Source organism: Intrasporangium sp. Soil_C_50 (assembly GCF_057656595.1).
In genome coordinates this window covers 357,978-382,898 of record NZ_JBDGKB010000003.1, presented here as the reverse complement: position 1 = coordinate 382,898, position 24,921 = coordinate 357,978, and the positions used below count along the sequence as shown (strand labels likewise).

General features: G+C 74.4%; 29 protein-coding genes. 10 read left to right on the top strand and 19 right to left on the bottom strand.

The features are described from left to right. Positions 1-206 precede the first annotated feature (206 nt). From AC3A5R_RS11325 to AC3A5R_RS11290, 8 genes are all read right to left on the bottom strand, one after another. A complete protein-coding gene (locus AC3A5R_RS11325) occupies positions 207-1,040 on the bottom strand; it encodes a class II fructose-bisphosphate aldolase (protein WP_487620863.1) in 834 nt (277 codons plus the stop codon). After that, entirely contained in the window at positions 1,037-1,984 is a 948-nt protein-coding gene (locus AC3A5R_RS11320; RefSeq protein ID WP_487620862.1) for a 1-phosphofructokinase family hexose kinase, read from the bottom strand. Before AC3A5R_RS11320 ends, AC3A5R_RS11325 begins: the two co-directional genes overlap by 4 nt. Further along, positions 1,981-2,889, bottom strand: a complete 909-nt coding sequence (locus AC3A5R_RS11315) for an ROK family protein (RefSeq protein WP_487620861.1) — start codon at positions 2,887-2,889, stop codon at positions 1,981-1,983. Before AC3A5R_RS11315 ends, AC3A5R_RS11320 begins: the two co-directional genes overlap by 4 nt. Positions 2,890-3,062: 173 nt before the next feature. Continuing rightward, a complete protein-coding gene (locus tag AC3A5R_RS11310) occupies positions 3,063-3,308 on the bottom strand; it encodes a ferredoxin (RefSeq protein ID WP_487620860.1) in 246 nt (81 codons plus the stop codon). After that, positions 3,292-4,434 (bottom strand): NADH-ubiquinone oxidoreductase-F iron-sulfur binding region domain-containing protein, encoded by a 1,143-nt coding sequence (locus AC3A5R_RS11305; protein ID WP_487620859.1) that lies wholly within the window; start codon positions 4,432-4,434, stop codon positions 3,292-3,294. Before AC3A5R_RS11305 ends, AC3A5R_RS11310 begins: the two co-directional genes overlap by 17 nt. A gap of 70 nt (positions 4,435-4,504) precedes the next feature. Further along, positions 4,505-5,068 (bottom strand): ferric reductase-like transmembrane domain-containing protein, encoded by a 564-nt coding sequence (locus tag AC3A5R_RS11300; RefSeq protein WP_487620858.1) that lies wholly within the window; start codon positions 5,066-5,068, stop codon positions 4,505-4,507. After that, positions 5,068-6,057 (bottom strand): FAD:protein FMN transferase, encoded by a 990-nt coding sequence (locus AC3A5R_RS11295; protein ID WP_487620857.1) that lies wholly within the window; start codon positions 6,055-6,057, stop codon positions 5,068-5,070. Before AC3A5R_RS11295 ends, AC3A5R_RS11300 begins: the two co-directional genes overlap by 1 nt. Then, a complete protein-coding gene (locus tag AC3A5R_RS11290; protein WP_487620856.1) occupies positions 6,057-6,419 on the bottom strand; it encodes a hypothetical protein in 363 nt (120 codons plus the stop codon). Before AC3A5R_RS11290 ends, AC3A5R_RS11295 begins: the two co-directional genes overlap by 1 nt. Before the next feature lie 234 nt (positions 6,420-6,653). On the opposite strand from AC3A5R_RS11290, the gene AC3A5R_RS11285 reads away from it, so the two are divergent. Next, positions 6,654-7,061, top strand: coding sequence for a VOC family protein (locus AC3A5R_RS11285; protein ID WP_487620855.1), 408 nt, complete (start codon positions 6,654-6,656; stop codon positions 7,059-7,061). A 3-nt stretch (positions 7,062-7,064) separates the two neighbouring features. Here AC3A5R_RS11285 and AC3A5R_RS11280 read toward each other — a convergent pair whose 3' ends face one another. After that, positions 7,065-7,940: an alpha/beta hydrolase gene (locus tag AC3A5R_RS11280; RefSeq protein ID WP_487620854.1), complete on the bottom strand. Its 876-nt coding sequence runs from the start codon at positions 7,938-7,940 to the stop codon at positions 7,065-7,067. 136 nt (positions 7,941-8,076) lie between these two features. Between AC3A5R_RS11280 and AC3A5R_RS11275 the strand changes: the two genes are divergently transcribed. Next, positions 8,077-8,688 carry a TetR/AcrR family transcriptional regulator gene (locus tag AC3A5R_RS11275; RefSeq protein WP_487620853.1) on the top strand — a complete coding sequence of 204 codons (612 nt, stop codon included), beginning with the start codon at positions 8,077-8,079 and terminating at the stop codon, positions 8,686-8,688. Positions 8,689-8,723: 35 nt separating this feature from the next. Here AC3A5R_RS11275 and AC3A5R_RS11270 read toward each other — a convergent pair whose 3' ends face one another. Then, positions 8,724-9,566, bottom strand: a complete 843-nt coding sequence (locus AC3A5R_RS11270; RefSeq protein ID WP_487620852.1) for a MerR family transcriptional regulator — start codon at positions 9,564-9,566, stop codon at positions 8,724-8,726. 37 nt (positions 9,567-9,603) lie between these two features. Between AC3A5R_RS11270 and AC3A5R_RS11265 the strand changes: the two genes are divergently transcribed. Continuing rightward, a complete protein-coding gene (locus AC3A5R_RS11265; protein ID WP_487620851.1) occupies positions 9,604-10,098 on the top strand; it encodes a DUF6194 family protein in 495 nt (164 codons plus the stop codon). Positions 10,099-10,111: 13 nt separating this feature from the next. Here the strand turns inward: AC3A5R_RS11265 and AC3A5R_RS11260 are convergent, their stop codons facing one another. Then, complete coding sequence (locus tag AC3A5R_RS11260; RefSeq protein WP_487620850.1) at positions 10,112-10,726, bottom strand: hypothetical protein; 615 nt, start codon at positions 10,724-10,726, stop codon at positions 10,112-10,114. Between the two features lie 170 nt (positions 10,727-10,896). Between AC3A5R_RS11260 and AC3A5R_RS11255 the strand changes: the two genes are divergently transcribed. Further along, entirely contained in the window at positions 10,897-11,601 is a 705-nt protein-coding gene (locus AC3A5R_RS11255; RefSeq protein WP_487620849.1) for a hypothetical protein, read from the top strand. 70 nt (positions 11,602-11,671) lie between these two features. On the opposite strand, the gene AC3A5R_RS11250 is transcribed toward AC3A5R_RS11255, so the two are convergent. Continuing rightward, positions 11,672-12,337 (bottom strand): Type 1 glutamine amidotransferase-like domain-containing protein, encoded by a 666-nt coding sequence (locus AC3A5R_RS11250; protein ID WP_487620848.1) that lies wholly within the window; start codon positions 12,335-12,337, stop codon positions 11,672-11,674. A 109-nt stretch (positions 12,338-12,446) separates the two neighbouring features. Here AC3A5R_RS11250 and AC3A5R_RS11245 point away from each other — a divergent pair, with 109 nt between their 5' ends. Next, positions 12,447-13,103 (top strand): uridine kinase family protein, encoded by a 657-nt coding sequence (locus AC3A5R_RS11245; protein WP_487620847.1) that lies wholly within the window; start codon positions 12,447-12,449, stop codon positions 13,101-13,103. A gap of 204 nt (positions 13,104-13,307) precedes the next feature. Here the strand turns inward: AC3A5R_RS11245 and AC3A5R_RS11240 are convergent, their stop codons facing one another. Further along, a complete protein-coding gene (locus tag AC3A5R_RS11240) occupies positions 13,308-13,649 on the bottom strand; it encodes an MmcQ/YjbR family DNA-binding protein (protein WP_487620846.1) in 342 nt (113 codons plus the stop codon). A gap of 144 nt (positions 13,650-13,793) precedes the next feature. On the opposite strand from AC3A5R_RS11240, the gene AC3A5R_RS11235 reads away from it, so the two are divergent. Further along, positions 13,794-14,792 (top strand): hypothetical protein, encoded by a 999-nt coding sequence (locus AC3A5R_RS11235; protein WP_487620845.1) that lies wholly within the window; start codon positions 13,794-13,796, stop codon positions 14,790-14,792. Here AC3A5R_RS11235 and AC3A5R_RS11230 read toward each other — a convergent pair. Beyond that, positions 14,774-15,271: a GNAT family N-acetyltransferase gene (locus AC3A5R_RS11230; protein ID WP_487620844.1), complete on the bottom strand. Its 498-nt coding sequence runs from the start codon at positions 15,269-15,271 to the stop codon at positions 14,774-14,776. The two genes, AC3A5R_RS11235 and AC3A5R_RS11230, sit on opposite strands and share 19 nt — an antisense overlap. A gap of 141 nt (positions 15,272-15,412) precedes the next feature. Here AC3A5R_RS11230 and AC3A5R_RS11225 point away from each other — a divergent pair, with 141 nt between their 5' ends. After that, positions 15,413-15,691 carry a hypothetical protein gene (locus tag AC3A5R_RS11225; RefSeq protein ID WP_487620843.1) on the top strand — a complete coding sequence of 93 codons (279 nt, stop codon included), beginning with the start codon at positions 15,413-15,415 and terminating at the stop codon, positions 15,689-15,691. Positions 15,692-15,715: 24 nt separating this feature from the next. On the opposite strand, the gene AC3A5R_RS11220 is transcribed toward AC3A5R_RS11225, so the two are convergent. From AC3A5R_RS11220 to AC3A5R_RS11210, 3 genes are all read right to left on the bottom strand, one after another. Beyond that, the gene (locus AC3A5R_RS11220; protein ID WP_487620842.1) at positions 15,716-16,570 is read right to left on the bottom strand and encodes a CPBP family intramembrane glutamic endopeptidase; all 855 of its coding nucleotides are present in this window, start codon (positions 16,568-16,570) and stop codon (positions 15,716-15,718) included. Between the two features lie 97 nt (positions 16,571-16,667). Continuing rightward, positions 16,668-17,165 carry a nitroreductase family deazaflavin-dependent oxidoreductase gene (locus tag AC3A5R_RS11215; RefSeq protein ID WP_487620841.1) on the bottom strand — a complete coding sequence of 166 codons (498 nt, stop codon included), beginning with the start codon at positions 17,163-17,165 and terminating at the stop codon, positions 16,668-16,670. Positions 17,166-17,178: 13 nt separating this feature from the next. After that, positions 17,179-17,709, bottom strand: coding sequence for a mycothiol transferase (locus tag AC3A5R_RS11210; RefSeq protein WP_487620840.1), 531 nt, complete (start codon positions 17,707-17,709; stop codon positions 17,179-17,181). 193 nt (positions 17,710-17,902) lie between these two features. Between AC3A5R_RS11210 and AC3A5R_RS11205 the strand changes: the two genes are divergently transcribed. The 3 genes from AC3A5R_RS11205 (at position 17,903) to AC3A5R_RS11195 (ending at position 21,205) form a co-directional block, all read left to right on the top strand. Then, entirely contained in the window at positions 17,903-19,351 is a 1,449-nt protein-coding gene (locus AC3A5R_RS11205; protein WP_487620839.1) for an FAD-binding oxidoreductase, read from the top strand. A 124-nt stretch (positions 19,352-19,475) separates the two neighbouring features. Further along, complete coding sequence (locus tag AC3A5R_RS11200; RefSeq protein ID WP_487620838.1) at positions 19,476-20,711, top strand: cysteine desulfurase-like protein; 1,236 nt, start codon at positions 19,476-19,478, stop codon at positions 20,709-20,711. Continuing rightward, the gene (locus AC3A5R_RS11195) at positions 20,708-21,205 is read left to right on the top strand and encodes a DUF427 domain-containing protein (protein ID WP_487620837.1); all 498 of its coding nucleotides are present in this window, start codon (positions 20,708-20,710) and stop codon (positions 21,203-21,205) included. The genes AC3A5R_RS11200 and AC3A5R_RS11195 overlap by 4 nt, the downstream gene beginning before the upstream one ends. A 90-nt stretch (positions 21,206-21,295) precedes the next feature. Here AC3A5R_RS11195 and AC3A5R_RS11190 read toward each other — a convergent pair whose 3' ends face one another. Both AC3A5R_RS11190 and AC3A5R_RS11185 read right to left on the bottom strand, forming a co-directional pair. Beyond that, a complete protein-coding gene (locus tag AC3A5R_RS11190; RefSeq protein WP_487620836.1) occupies positions 21,296-22,234 on the bottom strand; it encodes an FAD binding domain-containing protein in 939 nt (312 codons plus the stop codon). Beyond that, the gene (locus AC3A5R_RS11185) at positions 22,231-24,840 is read right to left on the bottom strand and encodes a molybdopterin-dependent oxidoreductase (RefSeq protein WP_487620835.1); all 2,610 of its coding nucleotides are present in this window, start codon (positions 24,838-24,840) and stop codon (positions 22,231-22,233) included. The genes AC3A5R_RS11190 and AC3A5R_RS11185 overlap by 4 nt, the downstream gene beginning before the upstream one ends. Positions 24,841-24,921: the final 81 nt, after the last annotated feature.

Genomic DNA, 24,921 nt, shown 5'->3' with positions numbered 1-24,921 from the left:
CCAGCCGAACGTGGCCCCTCGACCGTGAAGGGCCAGCCGAACGTGGCCCCTCGACCGTGAAGGGCCAGCCGAACGTGGCCCCTCGACCGTGAAGGGCCAGCCGAACGTGGCCTTTCGACGGTGAAGGGCCAGCCGAACGTGGCCTTTCGACGGTGAAGGGCCAGCCGAACGTGGCCTCTCGACGGTGGAGCTGGGGCGCTGGGTGGTCAGCGGAGGGCGAGGAGCTGCATGAGGCGCGCGGCCTCGTCGGCGACGGCGTCACGGCCCGCGCCGAGGTACTTCCTCGTGTCGACGGTCGGGGACGCATCGAGACGCTCGGTCATCGCGCGCGTGAACACCTGGTTGAGGTGTGTGGCCACGTTGACCTTCGTCATGCCGGCCTTCACCGCTGCGACGAGGCCGTCGTCCGGGACACCCGAGGAGCCGTGCAGGACGAGCGGTACGGGGACCGAGTCGCGCAGTGCCGCAATGAGATCCGTGTCGAGTTCAGCGGTTCGGTCGGTCATCGCGTGGCTGCTGCCGACGGCTACGGCCAGCGCGTCGATGCCGGTGTCGGCGACGAAGCGGGCGGCGTCGGTCGGGTCGGTGCGCACGCCGGGGGCGTGGACGCCGTCCTTGCCGCCGACCTCGCCGAGCTCGGCCTCGACCCCGATGCCGGCGGCGTGGCACAGCGCGACGACGCGGGCCGTCTCGGCGCGGTTGGCGTCGTCGGGCAGCTTCGAGCCGTCGTACATGACCGACGTCAGCCCGAGGCGGACGGCCTCGGCGACGAGCGTGGTGTCCTCGGCGTGGTCGAGGTGCACGACGACGGGCTGCGTGCAGGCGTCGGCGATCGCCAGCGTTGCCAAGGCGATCGGGGCGAGCGCACCGTGGTAGCGCACGCAGTTCTCCGAGATCTGCATGACGACCGGCAGCCCGACGCGTTCGGCCGCCGTGGCGTACGCCTCGGCGTGCTCGAGCTGGATGACGTTGAAGGCCGCGACGGCGCGGCCCTCGGCACGAGCGTCGGCGAGGACGCTCGCGAGGTCGCTGCGGCTCATGCGCGGCTCTCCTCGATCTCGACGGACTGGAGCAGGCGCGTGGCGTCGTCGGGGTCGACGACGCCGGCGACGGGCTGGAGGACGGCCGCGGCCGACCAGGCCACGGCGCGGCGCAGGGCCTGGGCCCACGCGTCGACGCCGGCGGGCGGACCCGACGCGTCGCGCAGATCGACGGCGAGCGCCGCGGTCATCGCGTCACCGGCGCCGGTCGGGTTGCCGCGCAAGGGTTCTCGCAGGCGGGCGTGCAGCGACGCGTCGGGTGCGACGAGCTCGAGGCCGGCCGCGCCGTCGGTGACGATCGCCGCCCCGGCGCCGCGGTCGACGAGCAGACGGGCGAGGTCGCGAGCGGACGTGCCGGCGTCGACGCCGAGCGCAGCGAGCGCCTCGGTGCGGTTCGGCTTGACGAGCGTCGGGCCCGCGGAGAGGGCCGCGGCCAGCGCCGGGCCGCCGCAGTCGACGACCGTCTGCAGGCCACGGCGTGCGGCCTCGACGACGACGTGCGCGACGAGGTCGTCGGGCGCCTCGGCCGGCAGGCTGCCCGACACCGTCAGCACCTCGGCCTGGTCGGAAAGCGCAGCCAGCGCCTCGGCCACGCGGGTCCACACGCCGGCCGGCTGCGGCTCACCGGCCTCGTTGAAGAGCGTCGTCCGACCGTCGGCCTCGACGACGGCGATGGATCGCCTGGTGGCGGAAGGGGACTCGACGAGCCGGTGGCTGAGGCCGCGCTCGGTGAGGTCTGCCGCCCACGCCGCGAGGTCGGCGGCCCCGACGGGGGCCACCGCCACGGCGTGCTCGCCCAGGCCGGTGAGCACCGAGGCGACGTTGAGGCCCTTGCCCCCGGCGCGCTCGGTGACGTCGTGGACCCGGTGCGACTCGCCGAGGTGGACGGCGTCGACGCCGTACGTGACGTCGGCGGCCGGATTGGGGGTCAGGGTGACGATCATCGGCCGACGAGGTCGAGGGCGATCGTCGCCGCCCCGAGCGAGCCGGCGCGGTCGCCGAGCGCCGCGGCCTCGACGGCGACGTCGGCTCGGCCGCCGAGGCGCATCGTCAGGGCGGCGCGCAGCGGGTCGAGGAGGGTGTCGCCGGCGTGCACGAGACCGCCGCCGAGGAGGACGAGCTCGGTGCCCGCCGCTGCCACGACGGGGGCGACCATGATGGCGAGCGCCTCGATGGCCTCCTGCCACACGCGTCGGGCCTCGGCCTCACCGGCGTCGGCGCGGCGGGCCACCTCGGCGGCGTCACCGACGAGGCCCGTGGCCTCGGACCAGCGGCGGCCGATGGCGCCTGCGCTCGAGAGGGCCTCGAGGCAGCCGCGCTGGCCGCACCCGCACAGCGGGCCGTCGGGCTGCACGACGATGTGGCCGATCTCGCCGGTCCACAGGCCGCCGGTGACGAGGCGTCCGCGGCACAGGATCGCGCTGGCCAGGCCCGTGCCGAGCGGCACGAAGAGGACGTTGTCGGCGTCGCGGGCCGCGCCGAGGCGATGCTCGGCGAGCAGTCCGGAGCGCACGTCGTGGCCGATGGCCACCGGCACGTCGACGTGGGGGGCGACGGCGGCGTGCAGGTCGAGGTCGCGCCAGCCGAGGTTGGCCGACCAGACGCCGATCCCGGCCGCCTCGTCGACGAGCCCGGGTACCGCGACGCCCACGGCGAGCAGCTCGACGCCGTCACCGGCCTCGGCCAGCAGCTCGGCGACGGCCTTGGCCGCGACCTCGCCGAGCCGTTCGCCGACGCGCTCGGGCGTCGGCACGACCGCCTCGGCCAGGACGGTGCCGCCGGGGGTCACCAGGGCCGACTTGGTCCGGGTGCCGCCGACGTCGATCCCGACCACTGCCTCTTGTGTCACGGCGCGCAGTCTATGAGCAATAGTGCGCGGAACGGTAGTCGAGCGATCACATTTGGACACGGGGCAGCGTCGAGTTCCCCCTCGCGTGCCCCACGATGCCACCTCGCGGTCCCCTCCGCGCGGGCGCGCGCCGGCAACCCGACTCGACCCGACGAGATGGGGCGGTGGGGGCGTCAGCGCCGGTACAGGGCCCGGGCCGGGCAGAGCCGGATCGCGACGTCGGCCTCGGCGGTGGGCACCGTCGCGTGGTCGACGATCGGGTAGCCCCACTCGTCGAGGCGCACCTGGGCGAGCAGCTGCGCGCAGACGCCGTGGCCGGTGCACGCGATGCGATCGACGGCGAGCGTCGTGTCGTCGGCGAGACCGAGCCGGCGGCGGGTGTGGTCGGGCCGGTCGCGGCGGTCAGTGGGTGAGGACATGGTGGCTCCTCGTGTCGGCAGGGTCGGTGGCGGGCTCGGTGGCGGGGTCGGTGGCGTGGGCGCGGGTGGGGCAGTGGCCCGCCTCGTGCGCGGCGACGTGGGCGGCGAGGACGTGCAGTGCGGTGGCGGCGAAGCGGGCGACACCGTCGGGGAAGCGGCACGCGCCGCGGCCCGGGAGCAGCCCGATGCGGTAGCGGACGCGGGCGGTCGCCGACGGGTCGCCACCGACGACGCCGTGCCAGTCGGTGGCGAGGGCGGGCAGGCCGAACATGCACGGCCCGCACTGGCCGGCGGACTCCCCGGCGGCCCAGGTGAGGCAGCGGTCGACGAACTCGAGCGCGCATTCGCGGGGGTCGAGCACCTCGACGACCCCCGGGCCGAGCGTGGCGCCGTGGGGCGCGAGGTCGGCGCCTGACCACGCGAGCCTGGCCGGGCCGGCGGTCGGCACGAACGCCCCACCGAGACCGCCGACGAGCACCGCCGGAGCGTCGGGCGCGAGCCCACCGGCTGCGTCGAGGATCGAGGCCAGCGGCACACCGGCCTCGGTCTGCACGATGTGCGCCCAGACGCGCGGCGTGCTGACGGCGACGAGGCGCGGCCCCGGCTCGTCGGGCGTGCCGAAGCCGCGGAACCACTCGACGCCGTTGCGGGCCACCTGCGCCACGCGCCACGTCGTCTCGGCGTTGAGCACCAGCGTCGGACGCAGCCGGTGGCCCGACGCGTCGCTGCCGCCACGGGTGACCGGCTGGCGCTTCGTCACCGGCCGGGCCAGGCCCCCGTGGGCCAGGTTCACGAGCGCCGACTCCTCGGAGGACACGTAGCGCGGAGGCGCCTCGAGCACGTCGAGCCCGGCGCGGTGCAGCCGCTCGGCCGTGCCCGAGCCGCGGTGGGCCGCGAACCGCACCCGGCGGCGTCCGGCGACGAGCCCGGCGCCCTCGACGAGCTCGGGGAGGTGGTGCTCGACGACCCACCCGTCCTTGGCGGCGCCGAGCTCGCCGTCGCAGGCGTTGACGATGAGGTCGGCGCGGTGGTCGCGGGCGGCCTCGAGCTTGGTGGCCGTGCTGAAGGCGGCCCCGCCGCGCCCGGTGAGGCCGGCGTCGGCGAGCAGTGAGGTCAACGGGTCCATGGCGGTCTCCTGGTGGACAGGGTCGGGTCGGGGCGGGGTCAGATTGGGGTCGCGTGGTTTCAGGGGTGGGTCAGGTCCAGCGCTGGGCGGCGACGGCGTCGCGACGCTCCTGGTCGGCGTGGATGACGCTCCACCGCCAGGCCATCGCGCCGGCACCGACGAGGCCGCAGAGGATCGTCGCTCCGCGCAGCAGCGGCTCGTTGGCCGTGCCGAGGGCGAGGCCGTGCACGAAGGCCATCGGCCACATCGCGTACGACAGGAGGTGCACGCGTCGCCACGTGCGCTCGGCGAGCCGGTGGCGCAGGACCGAGGTGACGCCGATGGCGAGCAGGATGTCGAAGGCGAGCGTGCCGAGACCCACCCAGACGGTCTCGTAGCCGGACGTGAAGGGCAGCAGGGCCGACACCGCGTCGATCGACACGTACGTCTCGCCGACGGCGGTGGCGATGTGGGCGCCGAGGAACACGAGCATCCCGAGCGAGAGCCAGCGGTGCAGGGCGATGACGACCGTCGCCGACTCGCCGTGCGGGGCGCGGCGGCCGGACGTCACGAGGCCGAGCACGAGCACCACGGTGAGCAGGACGATGCTGGCGACGCCGGTGGCGCGCGAGGTGTACCAGAGCAGCTCGTTCATCAGGCGGCCCTGCACGTGCGGGAGGCGACCGGCGCGGTCGGGCCGGGCCAGCCCGGGGTCGTGACGACCCGACCGTCGACGCCGTCGAGACGGGCCGGGACCCCTTGTTGCGCCAGCCAGTCGGGTGCGTCGACGCCGAGCACGACGGCGGCGGTGGACGCGGCGTTCGCCTCGAGGCACGACGCCCCGGCGCACGACACCTGCGCCCACACGACCGGCGCGGTGCGACCGGTGCGCGGGTCGACGATGTGGTGGCGGGGCCCGTCGTCGGACTGCCACGTGCGCAGCCGCGTCGACGAGGTGGCGACGGCCTGACCGGTCGACTCGACCACCTGGACGGTCCGGCCGCCGGCGTCGACGATGCCGACCGCCCAACCCGGCTCCGGCACCACGCCGCCCACCGCGAGGTCGCCGCCGAGGTTGACGAGGAACCCGCCGGGCAGACGCGCCCCGAGCATCGCGGCGATGGTGTCGGCGGCGTGCGCCTTGGCCGACGCGCCGAGGTCGAGCAGCGTGCCCCGCGCGACCGACACGCGTCGGGCCGACACGTTGAGGTGGACGCTGTGCCAGTGCGGCACGGGGGCCACCACCGACTGGTGGAAGACGCCCCGGGCCCGGACGACGTCGAGGTCGGCGTCGTAGCCCTCGGCCGCGAGGGCCGAGCCGATTGTCGGGTCCACGAGGCCGCCGGTGAGGCGGGCCACCCGCAGCGCCGCCTCGAGGTAGTCGGCGAAGGTCGGGGAGACGAACGCCTCGGCCGGGCCGCGTCGGGCCCGCAGGGCGAGGTGACTGATCTCGGAGTCGTCACGGAAGCGGCTGACGGCGCGGTCGACGGCCCGCAGGTGGGCGCGCGTGATGGCGAGCGCGGCATCGAGGGCGTCGGGCTCGGTGGCGAGGACCGTGTTCGTCGTGCCGATGGCGCGGAACGACGCGGAGGCGACGGGTGCGGTGGCCCCGGTGGTCGGCGCGCTGGAGGTGGCGGCGGACATCACGAGCCGCCCGATCCGCTCTGGGCCTGACCGCCCGAGCCGCTGAGCGGCACGACGGCCTGGAAGCCGGACGACTGGTTCGACGTGCCCGAGCTGTTCGAGCTTCCCGAGCTGCTCGCGCTGTCGGACGACGAGGTGTCCGAGCTCGACGTGTCGGAGCCGTTGCTCGAGTCGTCGGTGCCGGACGAGCCGGACGAGCCGGACGACGTGGTGGAGTTCGTCGTCGACGAGGTCGTGGCCACGGACGCCGCGTGGTCCTGGGCGAGGTGGACGCCGATGCCGCCGACGAGCAGGGTCGAGGCGGTGAGCAGACCCGACGTCCACAGACGGGCGCGGCTCAGGGCGCGAGGCACGGGGCTCATGGTGGACTCCTTCGAGAGGTTGACCCCTCAACCGTCGCGAGCGCCGCTGTGGGCCTCCTGTGGTCGTGCGATGACCCGGGCATGGATCGTGACCGAGCGCGCTGCACGCGTTCGCGGCCGAAACGCGTCGATCCGGACGATCCCGCGCGCAACCTGCGGCGGGGCTGGGAACAGGCTGGCACGCGTCCGGGAATCTGCTTGCGCCGCAAGGGCGCAGCGCACGACGCTGACACCATGACGCTGCACATCCACAACGTGACCTTCGACTGCGCCGACGCCCGGGCCCTCGCCACCTTCTGGTCCGAGCTGCTCGGCTGGAACGTGTACTACGACGACGACCCCGAGGTCGTCGTCGCGGCCTCGTTCCCCAGCGCCGGCCTCGGGCTGCTCTTCATCCCCGTGCCCGAGGGCAAGACGGCCAAGAACCGCCAGCACCTCGACCTCGCCCCCGACCAGGGCACCCGCGACGAGTGGGTCGAGCGCGCCCTCGCCCTCGGGGCCACGGTCGTCGGCGACCACCGGACGCCCGAGGGCCCGGGCTGGGTCACGATGGCCGACCCCGAGGGCAACGAGTTCTGCATCGAGCGCGGCGCCCCCGAGATGGGACCCCGACCGCCGCGCGCCTTCCGCATCACCACGTGAGGGTCAGGACGCGTCGGGGCCGGCGCCGTGGCGGGCGAGGAACGACGTCGCTGCGTCGGCCACCTCGCGCCAACCGCTGTCGACGACGAGGGAGTGCCCGCGCCCGGGGATCTCGACGATCTCGGTGGGGTTGGGGTTGCGGAACTGCTTGGTGAACGACGCATGGGCGATGGCCCAGGGCACGATGTGGTCCTTCTCGCCGCTGATGACCAGAAGCGGTCCGCGGTCCGCGCGCGCGGTGTCGACGCTCGCCTCGGTGCGGGGGTCGAGGTTGGCGGTCGCGGCCTGGAACAGCGGGCGGCCCGGTGCCGGAACGGGATACGCGCGGTAGAGGTCGGCCGCCTCCTCCGCGGACACGGCGTTGGCGAAGGCGTAGCGGTACTGGCCGAAGGTCAGCGAGACCGCGCGGCGGTAGTTGGCCGGGTTCGCGAGCACCGGTGAGGACGCCCGCAGGGCCGACAGCGGCAGCGGCAGGACGCCGCGGAACGGGGCGGGGTCGATGGCTACGGCGGCGTGGGCCAGCCCCATCCCGGCGAGCTTCTGGGTGATGAGCCCGCCGAACGAGTGGCCGATGACGACTGGCTCGCGGTGGAGCGCACCGATGAGCTCGGCGACGTGGTCGGTGACCTGCCCGACGGACACTCCGGCGAACGCGTCGGGGTCGGCGCGCGCCTCCTCGACCGTCGCGGGGTCGCCGGGCCAGTCGGCGGCGACGGTCGCGTAGCCGAGCGACTCGAGGTGCTCGCGCCACGCGTCCCAGCTGCCGGCGAGCAGCCAGAGTCCGTGGACGAGGACGACCGGGCGGCGGTCGCTCGCGTTGGCAGCCTCCACCTCGGCGCGTTCGCGAGGGGTCAGGGTGCTGGTGGGGGTGGTGGTCATGCGGCGCTCCCGGGTCGGTCTGGGTGGGCGACCGCACGAGGGCACGGCCGCTTCGTAGAACGATCGTTCTACGGTAGCGACTCCCGGCGCCGATGACCAGAGCTCGACGCGCATCGGCCTGCGTTAGCGTGACGACGTGACCGACGCGCCGACGCCCCCCGCCCCGGACCGGGCGGCCCCGCCGTCGCGCGCTCCGGGTCGGGACCGGCTCCTCGAGGCCGCGTCACGCCTCTTCTACCGCGAGGGCATCAACGGCGTCGGCGTCGACCGCATCCTCGCCGAGGCCGGCGTCACGCGGGCCACGATGTACCGGCACTTCACCGGCAAGGAGGCGCTCGTCGCGGCCTACCTCCAGTCCGAGGACGAGACGATCCGCGGCTACTTCACGGCGGCCGAGGCCGCGGGCGGCACGCCGCGCGAGCTGCTCGGGCGCGTCGTCGACGCCGTCGCCGACGACATCAGCCGGTACCACACGCGTGGCTGCCCGTTCATCAACGCGGCAGCCGAGTTCCCCGACGCCGCAAGCCCGGTGCGTCAGATCGTCACGGCGCACCGCTCGTGGTTCCGGCAGATGCTGACCGCACTCGCGCGTGCCGCCGGCTCAGCCGACCCCGACGCCACGGCGGCCGCCCTCGTCCTGCTGCGCGACGCCGCCCTCGTCGGCGGCTACCTCGACGGCGTCGACGTCACGGCCCCGGCCTTCGTCGCCACGGCCCGACGCGTCGCCGGGCTCGACAGCTCCGGCTGACCGACGCGTCCCCCCGGCCGACGCGTCCGCCCGACCTACGCGTCGGTGGGGGCCACCACGTCGGCGGAGTCGGTGAGCAGCCGGACGACGTCGGCGCCCGCGGCGACGAGCGCGAGCGTGCGCCGGGCGATGGCGTCGAGGTGCCGCTGGAGCGCGGCGTCCGGGTCGAGGCCTGCAGCGGCGGGTGTCTCCACGGTGGAGGGCTGGGCGTCCGGGCCCGCGAGCCGGCGCAACGAGGCGACCACCTCGCGCACCGCCGGCACCGGGTGGCCCGCCGAGCGCAGGGCTGCTGCGACACGCGCTTCCCGGATCGCGGCGACCGGGTAGCGCCGGCCGCGAACCGGCCCCGTCCCGACCCGCTCGGGCGCCACGAGTCCCTCACGTTCCCAGAACCGCAGCGTCGACGTGCGCACATCCAGCGCGCGAGCCAGCTCGGTGATCGTCATGGCGTCGGGGTCCTCCGCGCCACCCGTGTCACCCGTCGCCGAGGTGTCGAGGGAGGCCTCGTCGCGGACGAGCGCCAGGGCCCGCCGGGCCGCAAGCGCCTGGTCGCGTTGGTGCGTCAGTCCCACGTGGAGCGCGCTGACCTGGGCGGCAGCCTCGTCGAGAGGCAGCATGCGCACGTCGGCGAGGACGCGTCGCGCGACGACGGGTCCGACCGCCTCGGCGAGCCGTCGGTACGCCCGCAGCGCGACGACGTGGTCGGGGCGAAACCGCCTGTAGCCGTTGGCTGCCCGAGTGGCAGGCGGCACGACGCCCAGGCCCTCCAGGACGCGCACCTGCTGCACCGAGTAGCCCGACGCGTCGGCCACGGCTCGCGTCGACAGTGCCGACGCCTCGGGCGTCGACCTGTCCGACCTCGTGACGGCTCCGGTCACCAACCCTCCACAAGCAGTTCAGGATGACACTTCACCCATGAGTATGGACGAGGTCCTCGACGTGATCCGGTCGCTAGACGGCGTGCTCGTGCTGTCGCCCGAGCCCGGAAGCGCGTTTCCCGAAGCCGCGTGGGGCGACCACTTCGCGTACTACGCGCCCGACGGCGTCGTGCCGGCCACCCAGTCGTTCGCGACGCTCGTCACCAAGGACTACCCCGACGATGCGGCGTCGCACCTCGACCCGCCCGGTCGGTGGCGGCTCAACGTCCACGTCGGCGCGGACGTCTTCGAGCGGCTCGTCGGCGAGAGCCCGCGCGTCTTCGGCGAGCGCACCGACGCGGGAGCGGCCTTCGACCACGGGGCGGTCGACGTCGTCCTGCCGCACCCGGTGTACGGCTCGCTCGGCTGGGTCGCCGTCGTGACGCCGGGGGAGCGGACGCTGGCCCCCGTGCTCGAGCTCGTCCGTGACGCCCACGCCGACGCCCGACGTCGCGCCACCCGACGCCGCGGGGGCGCTGGGCGGGAGGGCTGAGCCGGACGGGGCCTCAGCCGACCGGGCAGTCGATCTCGTGGCCACCCGGCCACACCGGATCGACCTGCGTCCCCGGCACCTCGAGGTACCCCCGCTCGCCCGACCACGTCAGGGAGTAGTACCCCGCCGCGACGGGGCGGTAGGCGTCGTCGGTGGAGTACCGGCTGACGCGCCGGGCCACGAGGTCGTCGGCCGGCAGGACGAACACGGTCCCGCGGCCGCTCATGAGCAGCGAGTGCTCCTGCACGACGACGCGACACCCGCCCGCGCTCGCCGGCTCCAGCACGACGGCGTCCGAGCCGTAGCTGAAGAGCCAGTCGAGGCCCGCGACGACGCCCGCGGTCACGACGAGCAGCACGACGGCGGCCACGCGCCCTCCGCTCGGACGACCGGTAGGAGCGTCGCCCGTGGAGCGTCGCCGGTGACGGTCGATGCCCGACACGACGAGCCCCCCGAGACCGACGAGCATCCCGGCGACGAAGAGCCCAGGCGCGGCGTCGGCCGGGTCGGTGACCCACCCGCCCAGGACGAGGACCTGGTGCCACGCGACCGAAGGCACGACGACGACGAGGGCGAGGGCGAACAGCCCGAGGGAGACCTGCTTCGCGACGTGCCCTGCCCTGCCCACCGCGTGCCCCCTGAGTCGACCTGCCCGACGTCAGGACCCTAGCCGCGGACAGTGCGGTCACGGGCCGTGGCGAGCGACGTTCGGGCGACCTCCACACGATCTCCAGACCTCCCCCTCGGGGCGGCCACCGCCGGGTCGGGGCGACCGCGGGCGGCCTAGACTCCGCGGCCATGACGAAGACCCCGACGGGACGGCACGTCTTCGACCGACTGCACGAGCAGGCCTGTCAGGCGGTGCTCGACGGCACCCACCGGCAGGACTCCCCACCCGCGGACGGCGGGCGCTGGCCGACGACGATCGTCTGCATCCCGCCGTCGGACGTGCGGGCCCGCCTCGAGGAGCTCATGACGCAGGCATGCGGCTTCGCCGGTCCCGACCACTTCCTGACCGGCCGGGCCGACGCCAGCCACGTCACCGTGCGTGCGCTCGAGCCCTATCGCGAGGCGGCCGAGCCGACCGACGACGGGGCCGCGGCCTGGGCGAGTGCCATGCGCGCCGCCGCCGCGACGACACCACCCCTGCGGCTGCACCTGACCGGCGTGACCCTGACGACCGGGTCGGTGATGGCCCAGCTCGAGCCCGTCGACGACGCTCCGTGGACGTTCATGAGCACCCTCCATGAGCACCTCGGTCCACACGCGTGGTTCGAGGACCAGTGGGACCCGCGGGACATCTGGTACGCCAACGTCCTGCACTTCGCGGCCCCGATCGTCGACCCGGCAGGGCTGGTGTCCTGGGCCGATGCCCGACGCCGGACCGCGCCGCAGGAGGTCGTCCTCGACACCGTCAGTCTGGTCCGCTACCGCTACCGGACCGGTGCGGACGGCAGGTTCATGGGAGTCGAGACCTGGCACACCGCCGCCCTCGGTGGGTGAGCCGGGGTGTCCGCAGTTGGTGGTGTCCTGGCCCCCTGAACCGCGCACGGCTCGGCGCCTCAGCGGTGGCTCAGGAGTCGAGGCGCTTCCAGGTGCCCTCGGAGACGACCTCGACGACGCCGTCGACGACGCTGATGGCCGTCGAGTCGTCGATCGCGTACGCCGGGACGCCGAGCCCGGCCGCCCACCGCTGCGCCTCGTCCATCGTGTTGTCGGGCATGGAGGGGTGGTCCACGTGCGGGAAGATCGAGAAGTCGACGACGCCGAGCGTCCGGTCGCCGCCACCCGGCGGCTGCCAGTGCACGAAGTCGGCCCCGATGCGCGGCGTCATGACCATGCTGCCGGCGCTGACCCCGACCCAGACGCCGTCGAGGCCGGGCAGGAGGTCGGCGAGGCCGGACTCGCGCATCCAGTGCGCGAGGTACAGCGCGTCGCCCCCGTCGACGAGGAACACGTCGGCGTCACGCACCCACGGCACCCAGCGGTCGGCGTCCATCGTCGGCAGCGCGGTCAGCTCGAGCACGCCGACCGACTTCCACCCCAGGTCGGTCATGGGAGCGGGGGACCGGCCGGAGATGAACCGCCACGTGTTCTCGGGTGGCACCATCGGGTGGCCGTAGTTCGCGGTGGGGATGCAGAGCGCGGTGCACTCGGCGATCGGCTTGCCGAGCATCGCCACGAGGGCGTCCTGGATGCTCGGGTTCGTGATTCCGCCTGAGCTGAGAAGAAGCTTCACTGCTACCTCCACGGGGTCGATGGCGCCGCCAGACTAGCCGCGGCCGCCGACGCTCGGGTGCCGACGCGCGTCGCGACATCTCGGACCCGCGCTCGTCCATACTCGCCGCATGGACGCCGACACCACCGAGCCGCAGTTCGGCCCGTTCCGCCGGGTTTCCCGTCGAGCGCTGACCGACCTGCTCGCGCCTCCCGCGGTTGAGGGACCTTCGCTCGTGCTCGTCGACGGGCGCTCCGGGGCCGGCAAGAGCACCTTCGCCGTCGCGGCCGCCGCAGCCGGAGGTGGAAGCGTCGTCGCGACCGACGACATCGCCTGGCACCTGCACCCCACGGACTGGGCCGCCCAGATGCTCGAGGGCGTCGTGCGACCGTGGCTCGCCGGGGAGGCCGTGCGGTACCGGCCGCCGGGGTGGGTCAGCCAGGACCGACCCGGGCACGTCGAGGTGCCGGCCGGGGCAGACCTCGTCATCGAGGGCGTCGGAGCGGGCCGCCACGAGCTGGCGCCCTTCGCGCGGCTCATCGTCTGGGTGACCTCGGACGCGATCGAGGCACGTCGCCGCGGCATCGAACGTGACATCACGCTCGGTCGGACGCCCGAGGAGGCCGAGGCGTTCTGGGACGACTGGATGTCGGCCGAGCAGCCCTTCCTCGAGGCCGAGCAGCCTTGGACCCGAGCGGATCTCGTGGTCGATGGCACCGCGGCATCCGACGGGGTCACCGACCACGTCTCAGTGACGGACGGGCCGCGGCGCACGCATCGGGACTGAGCCGGGCGCGGATCCACGGGCGTCGATGGCGCCTCGGACCAGCCGCGGCACGGAGGCAGCCCCTAGAACGCGTGGACGTCCGCGCTGCGGGGGTCGGCGGCGAAGCGTCCCGGGTCGTACAGGCCGTCCTTCGCGCGACGGCGCCACGGGCGGGCGAGGTCGACGGCGATCCGGACGTCCTCCTCGGGCGACGCGCGAGCGCGGTCAGTGGTCGGAGCTGTAGGCGAGCGCGACGGTCTTCGGCACGACGAGCCGCCAGGCGTCGATGACGATCTCGCGCATCCGGTCGACATCGATGGCATCGAGGCGCACCTCGACCCAGTTGAACCGCAGGTCGCTGCGGCGCGGCATGAGGAAGACATCCGGCTCGCTCGCGACGAGCACGTCGCGCTCCTCCCGCGGGAAGGCGAAGCCCATCTGCGTCTCGTCGGCGGAGAACGCGAGCCACACGGTGCGCCCGACACGGAACTTCACGCGGTCGCGCACGAGCACCTCGTAGGACCGCGGCAGCAGGTCTGCGACGGCCCTGACGTCGTCGATGGTCACCGGCACGCCTTCCACCCTGCCACGCGACGCAGCTCTCGACACGCTCGGGCGCCGCGCGTACCGTGAGCGCGTCGCGACCCCGACGGCTGTCCGGGCGGGCTGAAACGTCGACTCCCCACCATCACGGTCCCCAGGAGCGACGCCATGACGTCCGACACCCCGCCCACCCCCGACCTCGCCGGCGAGCTCACCGCGGCAGGCCCCACGCCCGCCGTCGCCATGCCCGGCCCCACGCCGGACGACCCGACCGCCCCGATGCGCGAGCGGCTCCTCGCCTTCCTCGACCGGCTCGCTGCGGTGCTCGCCGAGCGCGGAGATGCTGTGGCCCTGCTCGGCCTCGGCTCGGTCGGCCTCGACCTGCACCGCATCGACGAGCACTCCGACGCCGACTTCTTCGTCGTCGTCGACGACCACGCGGCGCTCGACCGGTACCTCGCCGACATCGACTGGCTCGAGGCGGCCCAGCCGGTCGTCTGGTCGTTCGACAACAGCGACGCCGGACGCAAGGCGCTCCTCGCGGACGGGCTGTTCGCCGAGTACGCGGTCTTCACGCTCGCCCAGATGGACACCGCCGGGTACCCACCGGGCAGGGTGCACTGGAGCCGGGCCGATGCCCCCGCCGGCCTCGACGTGCCGACGGTGCCGGTGCCGCAGCCGCCGTCGCTCGGGCACGAGGTCGGCGAGGCGATCACCAACCTCTACGTGGGGCTGCACCGCGACCTGCGCGGCGAGCGCCTGACCGCCACCCGGTTCATCCAGGGCTACGCGGTCGACCGGTGGGTCACCGTCCTCGACCACCTCGGCCTCGGCAGTGGGACGCGTCAGGACGTCTTCGTCGTCGACCGCGGCGTCGAGGGCCGCTTCGGTGCTGACGTCCTGCCGCTCGCCGACCTGCTCCCGGGCTACGAGCGCAATGCCGACGCCGCCGAGACGCTGCTCGGGCTCCTGGAGCGTCACGTCGTGCTCGACCCGACCATCGTCGGGGCCGTCCGGGACCTCGTCGCCCGGGTCCGCGCCGCCCGTGCGGACGGCACGCCGGGTCGGGACGCGTCGGACGCGTCGGACGCGTCGGATGCGTCGGACGCGTCGGGCACGTCGGCAGCCCACGCGTCGGGCGCGTCCGGTCAGAGCTCCAGCGCGTAGACGATCAGGCGCAGGTCGTCGATCGGGTTCCAGTCGCGCTCCGGCACGCGGACGAACCCGAACCGCTCGTACACGCGGTGCGCGGCGTGCATCATCGGCTGCGTCGAGAGCACGATGCGGTGCCGGCCGAGCGCGCGGGACCGGTCGATGCACTCGCGCACGAGGGCGGTGCCGACGCCCTGGCCCCGCCCCTCCGGGGCCACCGCCAGGGTGCGGAACTCGGCCTCGTCGGGGCCGGCGATGTCGGCGAACCGCCCCTGCGACCCGACGAACGTGACGCCCCCGAGCACGGTGCCCGACGCGTCGACCGCGACGAGCACCTCGGCGTGCTCGGCCCGAGAGGCGACGTCGCGCAGCACGGCGAGGTAGGGGTCGCCGGCGCCGAAGTCGAGCAGGCCGTCGTCGAGGTAGGCCGCAGCCGTGAGGTCGCCGAGCCGGGTGAAGTCCTCGGGCCGGGCGGCGCGGATCGTGAAGGCCATGCCGGGAGTATGCGTCGGGCGTCGGACGCGGCGCACCCGGGTATCGCGCTGCGACCCGAGAGGGCGAATTGTGCGGTTCTTGCGCGGTTCTTGCCGTTTCCCGACCCGGTCCCTTGCGCGGCGCCCGGAAGAGTTCTCGTCATGAACCCGGTGATTCTCGATGAGGCGACCTCGCTCGTCGCAGCATGGCCCCTCGTGCTCGTCGGGCTCGTCATCGCCGCGCTCGTCGGCAACGCCTTCGTCCGCGGTGGCCGCCGGAGCGACCTGCACGACTGGCGCGGTGATGCGCAGACACGCACCTGCCGCTCGATGGGGCACCGCTACGTCAAGGACGCCGCCGGCTGGTGCTGCTCGCACTGCGGTGACGAGATCCGCCACGACACCCCCGCCGGCCGCGTGCGCGAGGCCGCCGGCGTCTGAGACATTCCGGCTCGCGCCGGTAGGTCAGGCGGCCAGACGCCAGGCGAGGACGCCGAAGAGCACGCCGAGCGAGTTGGTCGCCCAGTGCATGCCGACGCTGGCGAAGACGCTGCCGCTGCGGCGACGCAGCTCGCCGGCGACGACACCGCCGAAGGCCGTGAAGAGCACGGTGCCGACGATGACGGCGACCTTGGCCCACGGCCCGAAAGCGGCGAACGCGTCGCCGATCGCGGCGTTGCCGGTGGCCGAGGCCGCGGCGGGCAGCACGTGCCACAGGCCGAAGAGCATCGAGGAGCCGAGGAGCACCTGCCACATCCGCGCGTGCCGCGACAGGAACCCCCAGAGCACCGAGCGGAAGGCGACCTCCTCGAGCAGCACCGTGCCGAGCGGGATCATGACGAACGCGGTGAGCAGGGCCGACGCCGGCGGGAGGTGGTAGCGGGCGTCGAGGAAGGCGCTGCGCGTGGACGGCATGAGGATGCCGACGAGGTAGACGAGCCCGACGACGCCGATGACGCCGAGGCCCCAGCGGATGCCCCGGGCGTGGGTGCGGCGGGCGAGGCCGAGCTGGTGCCAGGTCAGGCCCTGCCAGCGCGCGAACGCGATGAGCACGACCGCGCCGACCGGGCCGAGCCACATGGTGTCCCAGCCGAGCAGGTGGTTGGCCAGGTTGACGCCGACGAGGGCGAAGACGACGGCCACCGTCGAGGCGAGGCGGGCGCGTCGGCCCCGGGCGATGAGCCGGAGGCGGCGGGCACGCACGACCTCGTGCGGCTCGTGGTGCGCGCGGCGCCCGTGCGGCCGGCGCGACCGGAGCGTGGAGACGCCGTCAGCGCGGGGTGCGGCGACGGCGTCGGTGCTCAGGGTCGGGGTACTCATCCCTTCCACCATGACACGAGATCCTGTGTCCGTTCTGTGCTTCACACAGGGATCGTGACGTGTTCCTCACCCACGGGCCACGCGCGTCACTCCCACCTCACCCGTCGGGGTCCGGACCCGGACGAAGCGGGCGGAAGGCGACCATCGGCAGCTGTGAGACGAGGCGGCGCCGGGCGTCGGGCGACCCGTCATAGCGCCACCCGGCGAGCGAGGACAGGTACGGACGCAGGGCCGGGCGCAGCACCGGGTGGCGCCGCTCGTAGCCGGCCAGCACCTCGACCGACTCCTCGACGTCGAGCACCCGCACCGACGCCGGCCGGGGCCCGTGGGCGAACTCGACGCGGGCCGAGCCGGCCGCGCGGACGTTGCGCAGCCAGTCGGCCCCGTGCCCGTAGCCCGCCATGACGACGGCCTCGCCAGTGGCCGGGTCGTACTGCAGCGCCTCGAGCACCGCCGTGAACCGACGCCCTGAGCGGCGCCCGACGTGCTCGAGCCGGAGGAACCGGTGCCCGAGCACCCAGCCGAGCCCGTGGTCGTAGAGGGCGTTGGGCGCGGCGTAGAGAGCCTTGAGCCAGGGCGGGATCGGCGCAGCCACCGGCGACTGCGCCTCAGCGTCGCCGCAGGATGAGCCCGCGGACGTACTCGGCCTGCCCCAGGTGCTTGGCGGCGTCGTCGAAGACGGACACGATGCGCACGCCGACGGTGACGGGTGGGTGCCACCGGGCGTCGATGACCTCGGAGTACCGGTCGGCGGTGAGGCCGTCGAGCAGCGCGACGGTCCGGGCATGGACCGCCCCCTGGTAGGCCGCGAAGAGGCCGGTGTCGGCGACCGTGAAGGCACCGACGTCGTCGCTGCTCATGCTCCAGCCGTGCACCTCGGGCGCGTAGGGCAGGTCGAAGCGATCGACCCAGCCGTCCTCGAGCCACGCCGACGTGCCGCCCGCGAGCCCGGCCACCTGGTCGTCCTGCTGCCGCGCGAGGTGCCACACGAGCCACGCGACGTGGTTGGCGTCGGGGTCCGGTCGCCAGAGCAGCTCGTCGACGGACAGCCCGTCGACGACCTCGGGGACGCCCTCCTCGATGCGGCCGAAGCCGTCGACGAGCAGGTCATGGGCGGTCTTCGTCGCGTCGTCGTCCATCACCACAGCATGCACCAGCGCACCGACGCAGCGGCAGAACCAGGCTCCCTCCGCGACGCGCGGGAGGAATCCGGACGTTTCGCCGGGCGTGTATCTGACTGCGGCACAGCGCCTCTGACTCCCCGATGCCCGTTCCGCTGAACCCGGCGGGGCGGGCACCCGACACCACACCGAGGAGCCCGAGGAGCCCCGCATGACCATCGACCTCACCGCCCCCGTCGCGGACGCCGAGGCGCACGCCGGGCAGGCCACGAGCCTCGCCGGCCTGCGCTCCGGCGCGGTCCAGCTGCCCGTCCACCTGCCCGGCGACGCCGGCTACGACGCGGCGCGCCTGCCGTGGAACGTCGCCGTCGACCAGCGCCCGGCCGCCGTCGTCGTGCCCCGCACCGTCGCCGACGTCCAGGCCGCCGTGCGCGCGGCTGCCACCGACGGCTTCCGCGTCGCCGCCCAGAGCACCGGCCACAACCCCGGCCCGCTCGTCGCCCAGGGCCTGACCGACGTCGTCCTCGTCAAGATGCACGAGATGCGCGGCGTCACCGTCGATCCCTTCCGCCGCGTGGCACGCGTCGAGGGCGGCGCCATCTGGATGGACGCCACCGAGCCGGCCGCCGACCACGGCCTCGCCGCACTGCACGGCAGCTCGCCCGACGTCGGCATCGCCGGCTACACGCTGGGCGGCGGGATCGGCTGGTACGCAAGGAAGCTCGGACTCGCCTCGAACAGCGTCACGGCCATCGAGCTCGTCACGGCCGACGGCGAGCACGTGCGTGCCGACGCGTCGGAGAACCGCGAGCTGTTCTGGGCGCTGCGCGGCGGCGGCGGCAACTTCGGCGTCGTCACGGCGATCGAGTTCCGCCTCTACCCGATGGAGACCGCCTACGCCGGCATGCTCGCGTGGGACGCCCGGCACGCCGACCGCGTCGTGCGCCGGTGGGCCGAGTGGGCCGCCGACGCCCCCGACTGCGTCTCGACGTCGCTCCGGCTGCTCAACCTGCCGCCGCTGCCGATGATCCCGGAGCCGCTGCGCGGCCGGTCGCTCGTCGTCGTCGACGGGGCCGTCGTCGACTGCGACGCCCAGGCCCGGGCAGTCCTGTCGCTGCTGCGCGGCCTCGGCCCGGAGATCGACACGTTCGACCGGGTGCCGGCGCGCGCCCTGCCGCGGATCCACATGGACCCCGAGGGCCCGACGCCGGGCGTCTCCGGCTCGGCGATGGTCGGCACACTGACCGACGCCGCGATCGACACGCTCCTCGAGCAGGCCGGACCCGACTCGGGCACGTCGCTGCTCTCGACCGAGCTGCGCCAGCTCGGCGGGGCGCTGGCACGTCCGGTCGAGGGCGGCGGCGCGCTGGGCAGCCTCGACGCCGACCACGCGCTCTTCGCCGTCGGCATCGCGGCGACGCCGGAGCTGGCGGCGGCCGGCCGCGCCGACGCCGACCGTCTCGTGACCGCGATGCGCCCCTTCGAGTCGGGGCGTACGTACCTCAACTTCGCCGAGGAGCCCACCGATGTCCGGTCGGCGTTCGACGAGCTGACCTGGCTGCAGCTGAAGGGGATCCGGTCGGCGTACGACCCGGAGAACCGCTTCGTCGCGAACCACCGCGTGCCTCGCCTCTTCGAGGACGGCCGGGTCACCGACTGACCGATCGAGAGAGCACTCCGTCACGCCACCACGATCGAAAGAGCAGTCCGTCACCTGCGGAGGTGACGGACTGCTCTTTCGATCGTGGTGGGCTCGGCCGTCGCGGTCGGCCTACGCTCGGGGCATGGCTCTCGACGTCGACCGCGTCCGCTCCCACTTCCCCTCGCTGCGCTCAGGCGCCGCCCACTTCGACGGCCCGGGCGGCTCGCAGACGCCCGAGGTCGTGGCCCGGGCCGTCGCCGACACGATGACGTCCTCGATCTCCAACCGCGGCACCGTGACCCCGGCCGAGCGCCGGGCCGACGCCGTCGTGCTCGAGGCCCGCGCCGCGATCGGTGACCTGCTCGGCGCCGACCCCCGCGGCGTCGTCTTCGGTCGCAGCGCCACCGAGCTGACCTTCCACCTGGCCCGCACCCTCTCCGCCGGCTGGGGTCCGGGCGACGAGATCGTCGTCTCGCGCCTCGACCACGATGCCAACGTGCGCCCCTGGGTGCTGGCCGCCGAGGCCCGCGGCGCCACGGTCCGCTGGGTCGGGTTCGACCCGGCCACCGGCGAGCTCGACGCGTCGGACGTCGCCTCTGTCGTGTCCGACCGGACTCGCGTCGTCGCCGTGACCGCGGCGTCGAACCTCATCGGCACCCGCCCCGACCTGCCCGCCGTCGCCGACGTCGCGCACGACGCCGGCGCGCTGCTCTGGGTCGACGGCGTCCACGCCACGGCGCACGTCTCGACCGACGTGGCCGCGTCGGGCGCCGACTTCTGGGTGTGCTCGCCGTACAAGTTCCTCGGCCCGCACCTCGGAGCACTCGCCGCCCGGCCCGAGCGGCTCGAGACGCTGCACCCGGCCAAGCTCGTGCCCTCGACCGACGCCGTCCCGGAGCGCTTCGAGCTGGGCACCCTGCCGTACGAGCTGCTCGCCGGCACCACCGCGGCGGTCGACTTCCTCGCCACGCTCGACGGCGCCGCGCCGGGCACCCCGGACGGGTCGGGCGCCCGGACGCGTCGGGAGGCGCTCGTCGCGTCGTTCGCCGCGCTCGAGGCGCACGAGGACGCCCTGCTCGCGACACTCGAGGAGCGGCTGCGCGCGGTGCCGGGCCTCACGGTGTGGAGCAATGCGAAGCGACGGACGCCGACCCTTCTGTTCACCATCGACGGCGTCGACCCGCAGGCGGTCCGCGAGGGTCTCGCCGTGCGGGGCGTCAACGCTCCGGCCGGGCACTTCTACGCGTGGGAGTGCAGCCACCACCTCGGCCTCGGCGCGGTCGGTGGCGTGCGGGCCGGGCTCGCGCCGTACACGAGCGCCGACGACGTCGAGCGCCTCGCGCGCGGCGTCGAGGAGATCGCCGGAGCCACCCGGTGACGCGTCCCGTCCCCGAGCCACCGGGCCCGGGCCAGGAGTCGGTCTGGGACTACCCGCGACCGCCCGCGCTCGACGCGTCGGGCGAGCTCGTCGAGGTGCACCTCGGCGGCGTCGTCGTGGCCCGCACCCGCGCCTCGCTGCGGGTGCTCGAGACGAGCCACCCGCCGACGTACTACCTGCCCGTCGACGCCTTCGTCGACGGCGCGCTCGTGCCCGTCGAGGGCCACACGGTGTGCGAGTGGAAGGGACGCGCGTCCTACTTCGACGTCGTCGGCGATGGACGGCGCGCCGCGCGGGCGGCGTGGACCTACCCGGAGCCGGTCGGCGCGTACGCCGCCCTCACCGGGCACGTGGCCGTCATGCCGGGTCTCGTCGACGCGTGCTTCGTCGACGGCGAGCGGGTGCGGCCGCAGGAGGGCGGGTTCTACGGCGGCTGGGTGACCGACCGCGTCGTCGGCCCGTTCAAGGGCGGACCCGGCACCTGGGGCTGGTAGCACGCGACCGTACCGGTGGTCAGGGCGGTCAGCGCGGTCGGGCAGCCCTGGCGCAAGCGCGGACCGAGCGTCCGGAGACGACGGACCTGCTCACCCGCTGACCCGCTCCAGCACCTCGCGGACCACACCCTCGACCAGGTCGACCTTGTAGCCCGTCTCGGGCAGCGGGTTGGTGCCTTCCGTCGCCGCGCGCGCGGCAGCCCCGACCGCCTCGTCGTCGAGCGTCGTGCCGACGAGGAGGTCCTCGACCGCCTTGAGCCGCAACGGAGTCGGTGCGACGCCCCCGATCGCCAGGCCGCACTCCGTGACTCGACCGTCACCGCTGCGGACCACGCGACAGACCGCCTCGACGAGCGGCCACTCCGCCTCGAAGCGGCTGATCGCCCGGAAGTACGCGGCGCGCTCGCCCTCGACGGGAGCCGGCAGCACCACCCGAGTGAGCACCTCGTCGTCGGCGAGCAGGTGGTCCCGGCTCGGGTCGGACCCGTCGCCGAGGAGGTCACCGACCGCGAGACCGCCACGCTGCGTCGTGTCGACGGTGGCTGCGTACGTGAGCAGGGCCATCGCGAGGGACGACGGGTGCGGGTGGACGCACGGCGCGGTGTCGTAGACGTTGCCGTAGAGGTGGCGGCCGTCGCGCGCCGGGCAGCCGTCGCCGCCGGACTTGAAGCACGACGTGTGCGGGTGGCGGAAGTACCAGCAGCGCGTGCGCTGGAGCAGGTTGCCGCCGACGGTCGCCATCGCGCGCACCTGCGGGGTGGCGAGGCCGGCCGCCGTCAGCGCGAGTGCCGGGTAGTCGCCCGCGAGCTCGCGTGCGACCGTCGCGACCGTGGTGCCCGCCCCGATCGTCGTGCCGGCATCGCTGTGCCCGATGCCCGCGAACCCCGGAACGCCGGTGAGGTCGAGCACGTGCGGAGTGGCGCCGGTCGTGCGCAGCCGCTCCTGCAGGTCGGTGCCTCCCGCCCGGTAGACGAAATCGCCGGTGCCGTCGGGACGCTCGTCGTACGCCGTGAGGATCGTGACGCTCACCGCGCCACCTCCGAACGCAGACCCTCGAGCATCCGGTCGGGGCGGATGGGAAGCGACAGCGGCCGCCAGCCGGTCGCGTTGAAGATGGCGTTGCCCACCGACGCGGCGGGGCTGATCGTCGCAACCTCGCCGAGGCCGACTCCGCCGCCGGGCACCCGGTCCCAGCCGTCCTCGTGGAAGTGGATGTCGATCTCCGGGGTGTCACCGAGCTGCGGGATGCGGTAGTCCTCGAGGTTGGCGGTCAGGGTGAGCCCGGTGTGCGGGTCGAGCACCTGGTTCTCGTAGAGGGCGAGGCCGATGCCCTGGATCACCGAGCCCTCGCACTGGCTGCGGGCGAGAACCGGCGCGTGGATGCGCCCGACGGCGATCCCGCCGTGCACGCGCAGCACCCGGGTCCTGCCGGTGCGCGTGTCGACCTCGACCTCGCTGACGTGGACGGCGGCCGAGAAGCCGCGGCCGATCTGGATGCCGTTCATGCTGATCGGGACGGCACGCAGTCCGCGGTCGCCGCCGCGCTTCGCGGTGGCGGAAGCGCCGTCGGGCGCCGCGTCGAGGTCCCGACCGACGCGGTCGCGCAGGCTGGTCGCCGACTCGACGGCGGCCGACCACAGCGAGACCGTCGTGCGGCTGCCACCCGAGGCGGGGCCGTGGGTCGTGCCCGCGTGCGAGCGCCCCAGCCGGACGTCGACCTCCGTGGGGTCGACGCCGAAGACCCCGGCCACGGCGCGGGCGACGACGGTGCGGCTGCCGGTGCCCATGTCCTGGCTCGCGGTCGACGCCACGAGCCGCCCGCGCGCGACGGACACGACCACCTCGCAGTCGGGGTCGACGATGTAGATCCAGTTGCCCGTCGCCACGCCGACGCCGCGCCGGAACCGGCCCGACCCGCTGCCCGCCGCCGTCCGCTGCTGCCAGGTCGGCAGCCCGCTCGCCCACCGGTAGAGGGCCTGCCGCTTCTGGTTGCCGTCCCACTGGGCCCGCAGCCCGATGGGGTCGCGGCCGGTCCGGTGCGCCACCGCGTCGACCGTCGACTCCAGCGCCCACGCGCTCGTCGGGCCACCCGGGCCACGGAACGGCGCACCCGGCGGCGCGTTGGTCACGACGTCGACGTCGCGCGCCAACCGTGGGGTGCGGTCGTACATGAGCATCGCGAGCGCCGCGACGCTGTTGCCGATGGCGACGCCTGCATGGCTCTCGGTGTCGACGGTGAGGGCCTTGACGGCGTGCGTGCCGACGTCGACCAGCAGCGAGACGCGGCTGCGGCTGCCCGGTCGGTTGCCGGTGCCGGTCAGCTCCTCGTGCCGGTCGAGCACGAGCTTGACCGGTCGCCGCGCGATCCGGCTCAGCGAGATCGCGCCGATCGCCTCCATGGTGAGGCTCAGCTTCGCCCCGAAGCCGCCCCCGACGTACTCGGCGACCACCTCCACCTCGGCGGGGTCGAGCCCGAAGTGCGCGGCGATCTCGGCCCGCATGAGGTCGACGCCCTGCGTGCTGAGCCACACCCGAAGGTGCTGCGGGTCGCTCCAGTCGGCGACGCAGGCGTGCGGCTCGAAGGCGGTGTGCACCTGGACACCGGTACGCAGCTCGAGCTCGACGAGTCCCGACCGTCCGGCCGACTGCGCTGACCGCGCTGACGCGATGCGCCGCTTGGCCACGGTGCCGAGGAACGGCGTCCGCGCCGGGCCGTGCCGGTTGCCGTCCCACGGCGCCGGCATCGACCCGCCCTCGCCGGCGCTCGGCGCGGCCTTGCGGTCGTCGCGCGTCGGGTAGACGAGCGGTGCACCCGGACGGACCGCCTCGGCCGGGTCGAGGACGAACGGCTGCGGGGTCACCCTGACGTCGAGCTTGCGCGCCAGCCGTCGCGCCTCCGCTGCCGACTCGGCGGCGACGACCGCGATGGGCTGCCCGGCCCAGCGCACCCGCCGGTCGCCCGTGCCCGCCTGCGCGAGGAGGTCGATGCCGACGACGCCCGGGGGGAAGGTGACCGGGGCGACGGTGCCGGCCGCGACGTCCGAGCGGCGGAACGCGGCGTGCAGCATCCCGGGCAGGGTGACGTCGGTGGTGTAGACGGCGGAGCCGGTGACCTTCTCCGGTGAGTCGACGCGCTCCACGGTGCCGACGCCGTCGTCGTGCTCGCCACGGCAGGCCGCAGCGACGGCGCGGGAGATCCCCTCGTAGGCGCCGCAGCGGCAGAGGTGGCCGGCCAGTGCGTCGGCGATGGTCTCGCGGTCGGGCTCCTCGGTGCCGCGCTCGGTGCGCCACCGGTCGTGGAAGGCGACGGCGTCGACCACGAATCCCGGTGTGCAGTAACCACATTGGAGACCGTCATGGTGTGCGAACGCGCGTTGTACGGGATGCAGCTCATCGCCGTCGGCGATGCCCTCGACCGTGGTGACGCTGGAGTCGCGCAGCCGTGTGGCCGGCGTGAGGCAGCCGAGCACCGGCTCACCGTCGACGAGCATCGTGCACGCCCCACACACGCCGCTGCCGCAGACGAGCTTCGTCCCGGTGAGACCGAGCTGGTCGCGCACGACCTCGACCGCGGCCTCCGTGCCGTCGACCTCGATGACCCGCGACTCGTCGTTGACCGTGGTGGTGAGCTCCATGAGGCCTCCTCCGGCTGCGTCTCGGCAGACGGTCGAGACGGTCCAGTGGCGACGCTACCTCCGGACCGGCTCCGGGCGCGA

Coding starts and splice junctions, on each gene's coding strand:
- AC3A5R_RS11325 (WP_487620863.1), bottom strand. CDS start 1,040: ATGAGCCGCAGCGACCTCGCGAGCGTCCTCGCCGACGCTCGTGCCGAG.
- AC3A5R_RS11320 (WP_487620862.1), bottom strand. CDS start 1,984: ATGATCGTCACCCTGACCCCCAATCCGGCCGCCGACGTCACGTACGGC.
- AC3A5R_RS11310 (WP_487620860.1), bottom strand. CDS start 3,308: ATGTCCTCACCCACTGACCGCCGCGACCGGCCCGACCACACCCGCCGC.
- AC3A5R_RS11305 (WP_487620859.1), bottom strand. CDS start 4,434: ATGGACCCGTTGACCTCACTGCTCGCCGACGCCGGCCTCACCGGGCGC.
- AC3A5R_RS11300 (WP_487620858.1), bottom strand. CDS start 5,068: ATGAACGAGCTGCTCTGGTACACCTCGCGCGCCACCGGCGTCGCCAGC.
- AC3A5R_RS11295 (WP_487620857.1), bottom strand. CDS start 6,057: ATGTCCGCCGCCACCTCCAGCGCGCCGACCACCGGGGCCACCGCACCC.
- AC3A5R_RS11290 (WP_487620856.1), bottom strand. CDS start 6,419: ATGAGCCCCGTGCCTCGCGCCCTGAGCCGCGCCCGTCTGTGGACGTCG.
- AC3A5R_RS11285 (WP_487620855.1), top strand. CDS start 6,654: ATGACGCTGCACATCCACAACGTGACCTTCGACTGCGCCGACGCCCGG.
- AC3A5R_RS11280 (WP_487620854.1), bottom strand. CDS start 7,940: ATGACCACCACCCCCACCAGCACCCTGACCCCTCGCGAACGCGCCGAG.
- AC3A5R_RS11265 (WP_487620851.1), top strand. CDS start 9,604: ATGAGTATGGACGAGGTCCTCGACGTGATCCGGTCGCTAGACGGCGTG.
- AC3A5R_RS11255 (WP_487620849.1), top strand. CDS start 10,897: ATGACGAAGACCCCGACGGGACGGCACGTCTTCGACCGACTGCACGAG.
- AC3A5R_RS11245 (WP_487620847.1), top strand. CDS start 12,447: ATGGACGCCGACACCACCGAGCCGCAGTTCGGCCCGTTCCGCCGGGTT.
- AC3A5R_RS11235 (WP_487620845.1), top strand. CDS start 13,794: ATGACGTCCGACACCCCGCCCACCCCCGACCTCGCCGGCGAGCTCACC.
- AC3A5R_RS11230 (WP_487620844.1), bottom strand. CDS start 15,271: ATGGCCTTCACGATCCGCGCCGCCCGGCCCGAGGACTTCACCCGGCTC.
- AC3A5R_RS11225 (WP_487620843.1), top strand. CDS start 15,413: ATGAACCCGGTGATTCTCGATGAGGCGACCTCGCTCGTCGCAGCATGG.
- AC3A5R_RS11220 (WP_487620842.1), bottom strand. CDS start 16,570: ATGAGTACCCCGACCCTGAGCACCGACGCCGTCGCCGCACCCCGCGCT.
- AC3A5R_RS11210 (WP_487620840.1), bottom strand. CDS start 17,709: ATGGACGACGACGCGACGAAGACCGCCCATGACCTGCTCGTCGACGGC.
- AC3A5R_RS11205 (WP_487620839.1), top strand. CDS start 17,903: ATGACCATCGACCTCACCGCCCCCGTCGCGGACGCCGAGGCGCACGCC.
- AC3A5R_RS11200 (WP_487620838.1), top strand. CDS start 19,476: ATGGCTCTCGACGTCGACCGCGTCCGCTCCCACTTCCCCTCGCTGCGC.
- AC3A5R_RS11185 (WP_487620835.1), bottom strand. CDS start 24,840: ATGGAGCTCACCACCACGGTCAACGACGAGTCGCGGGTCATCGAGGTC.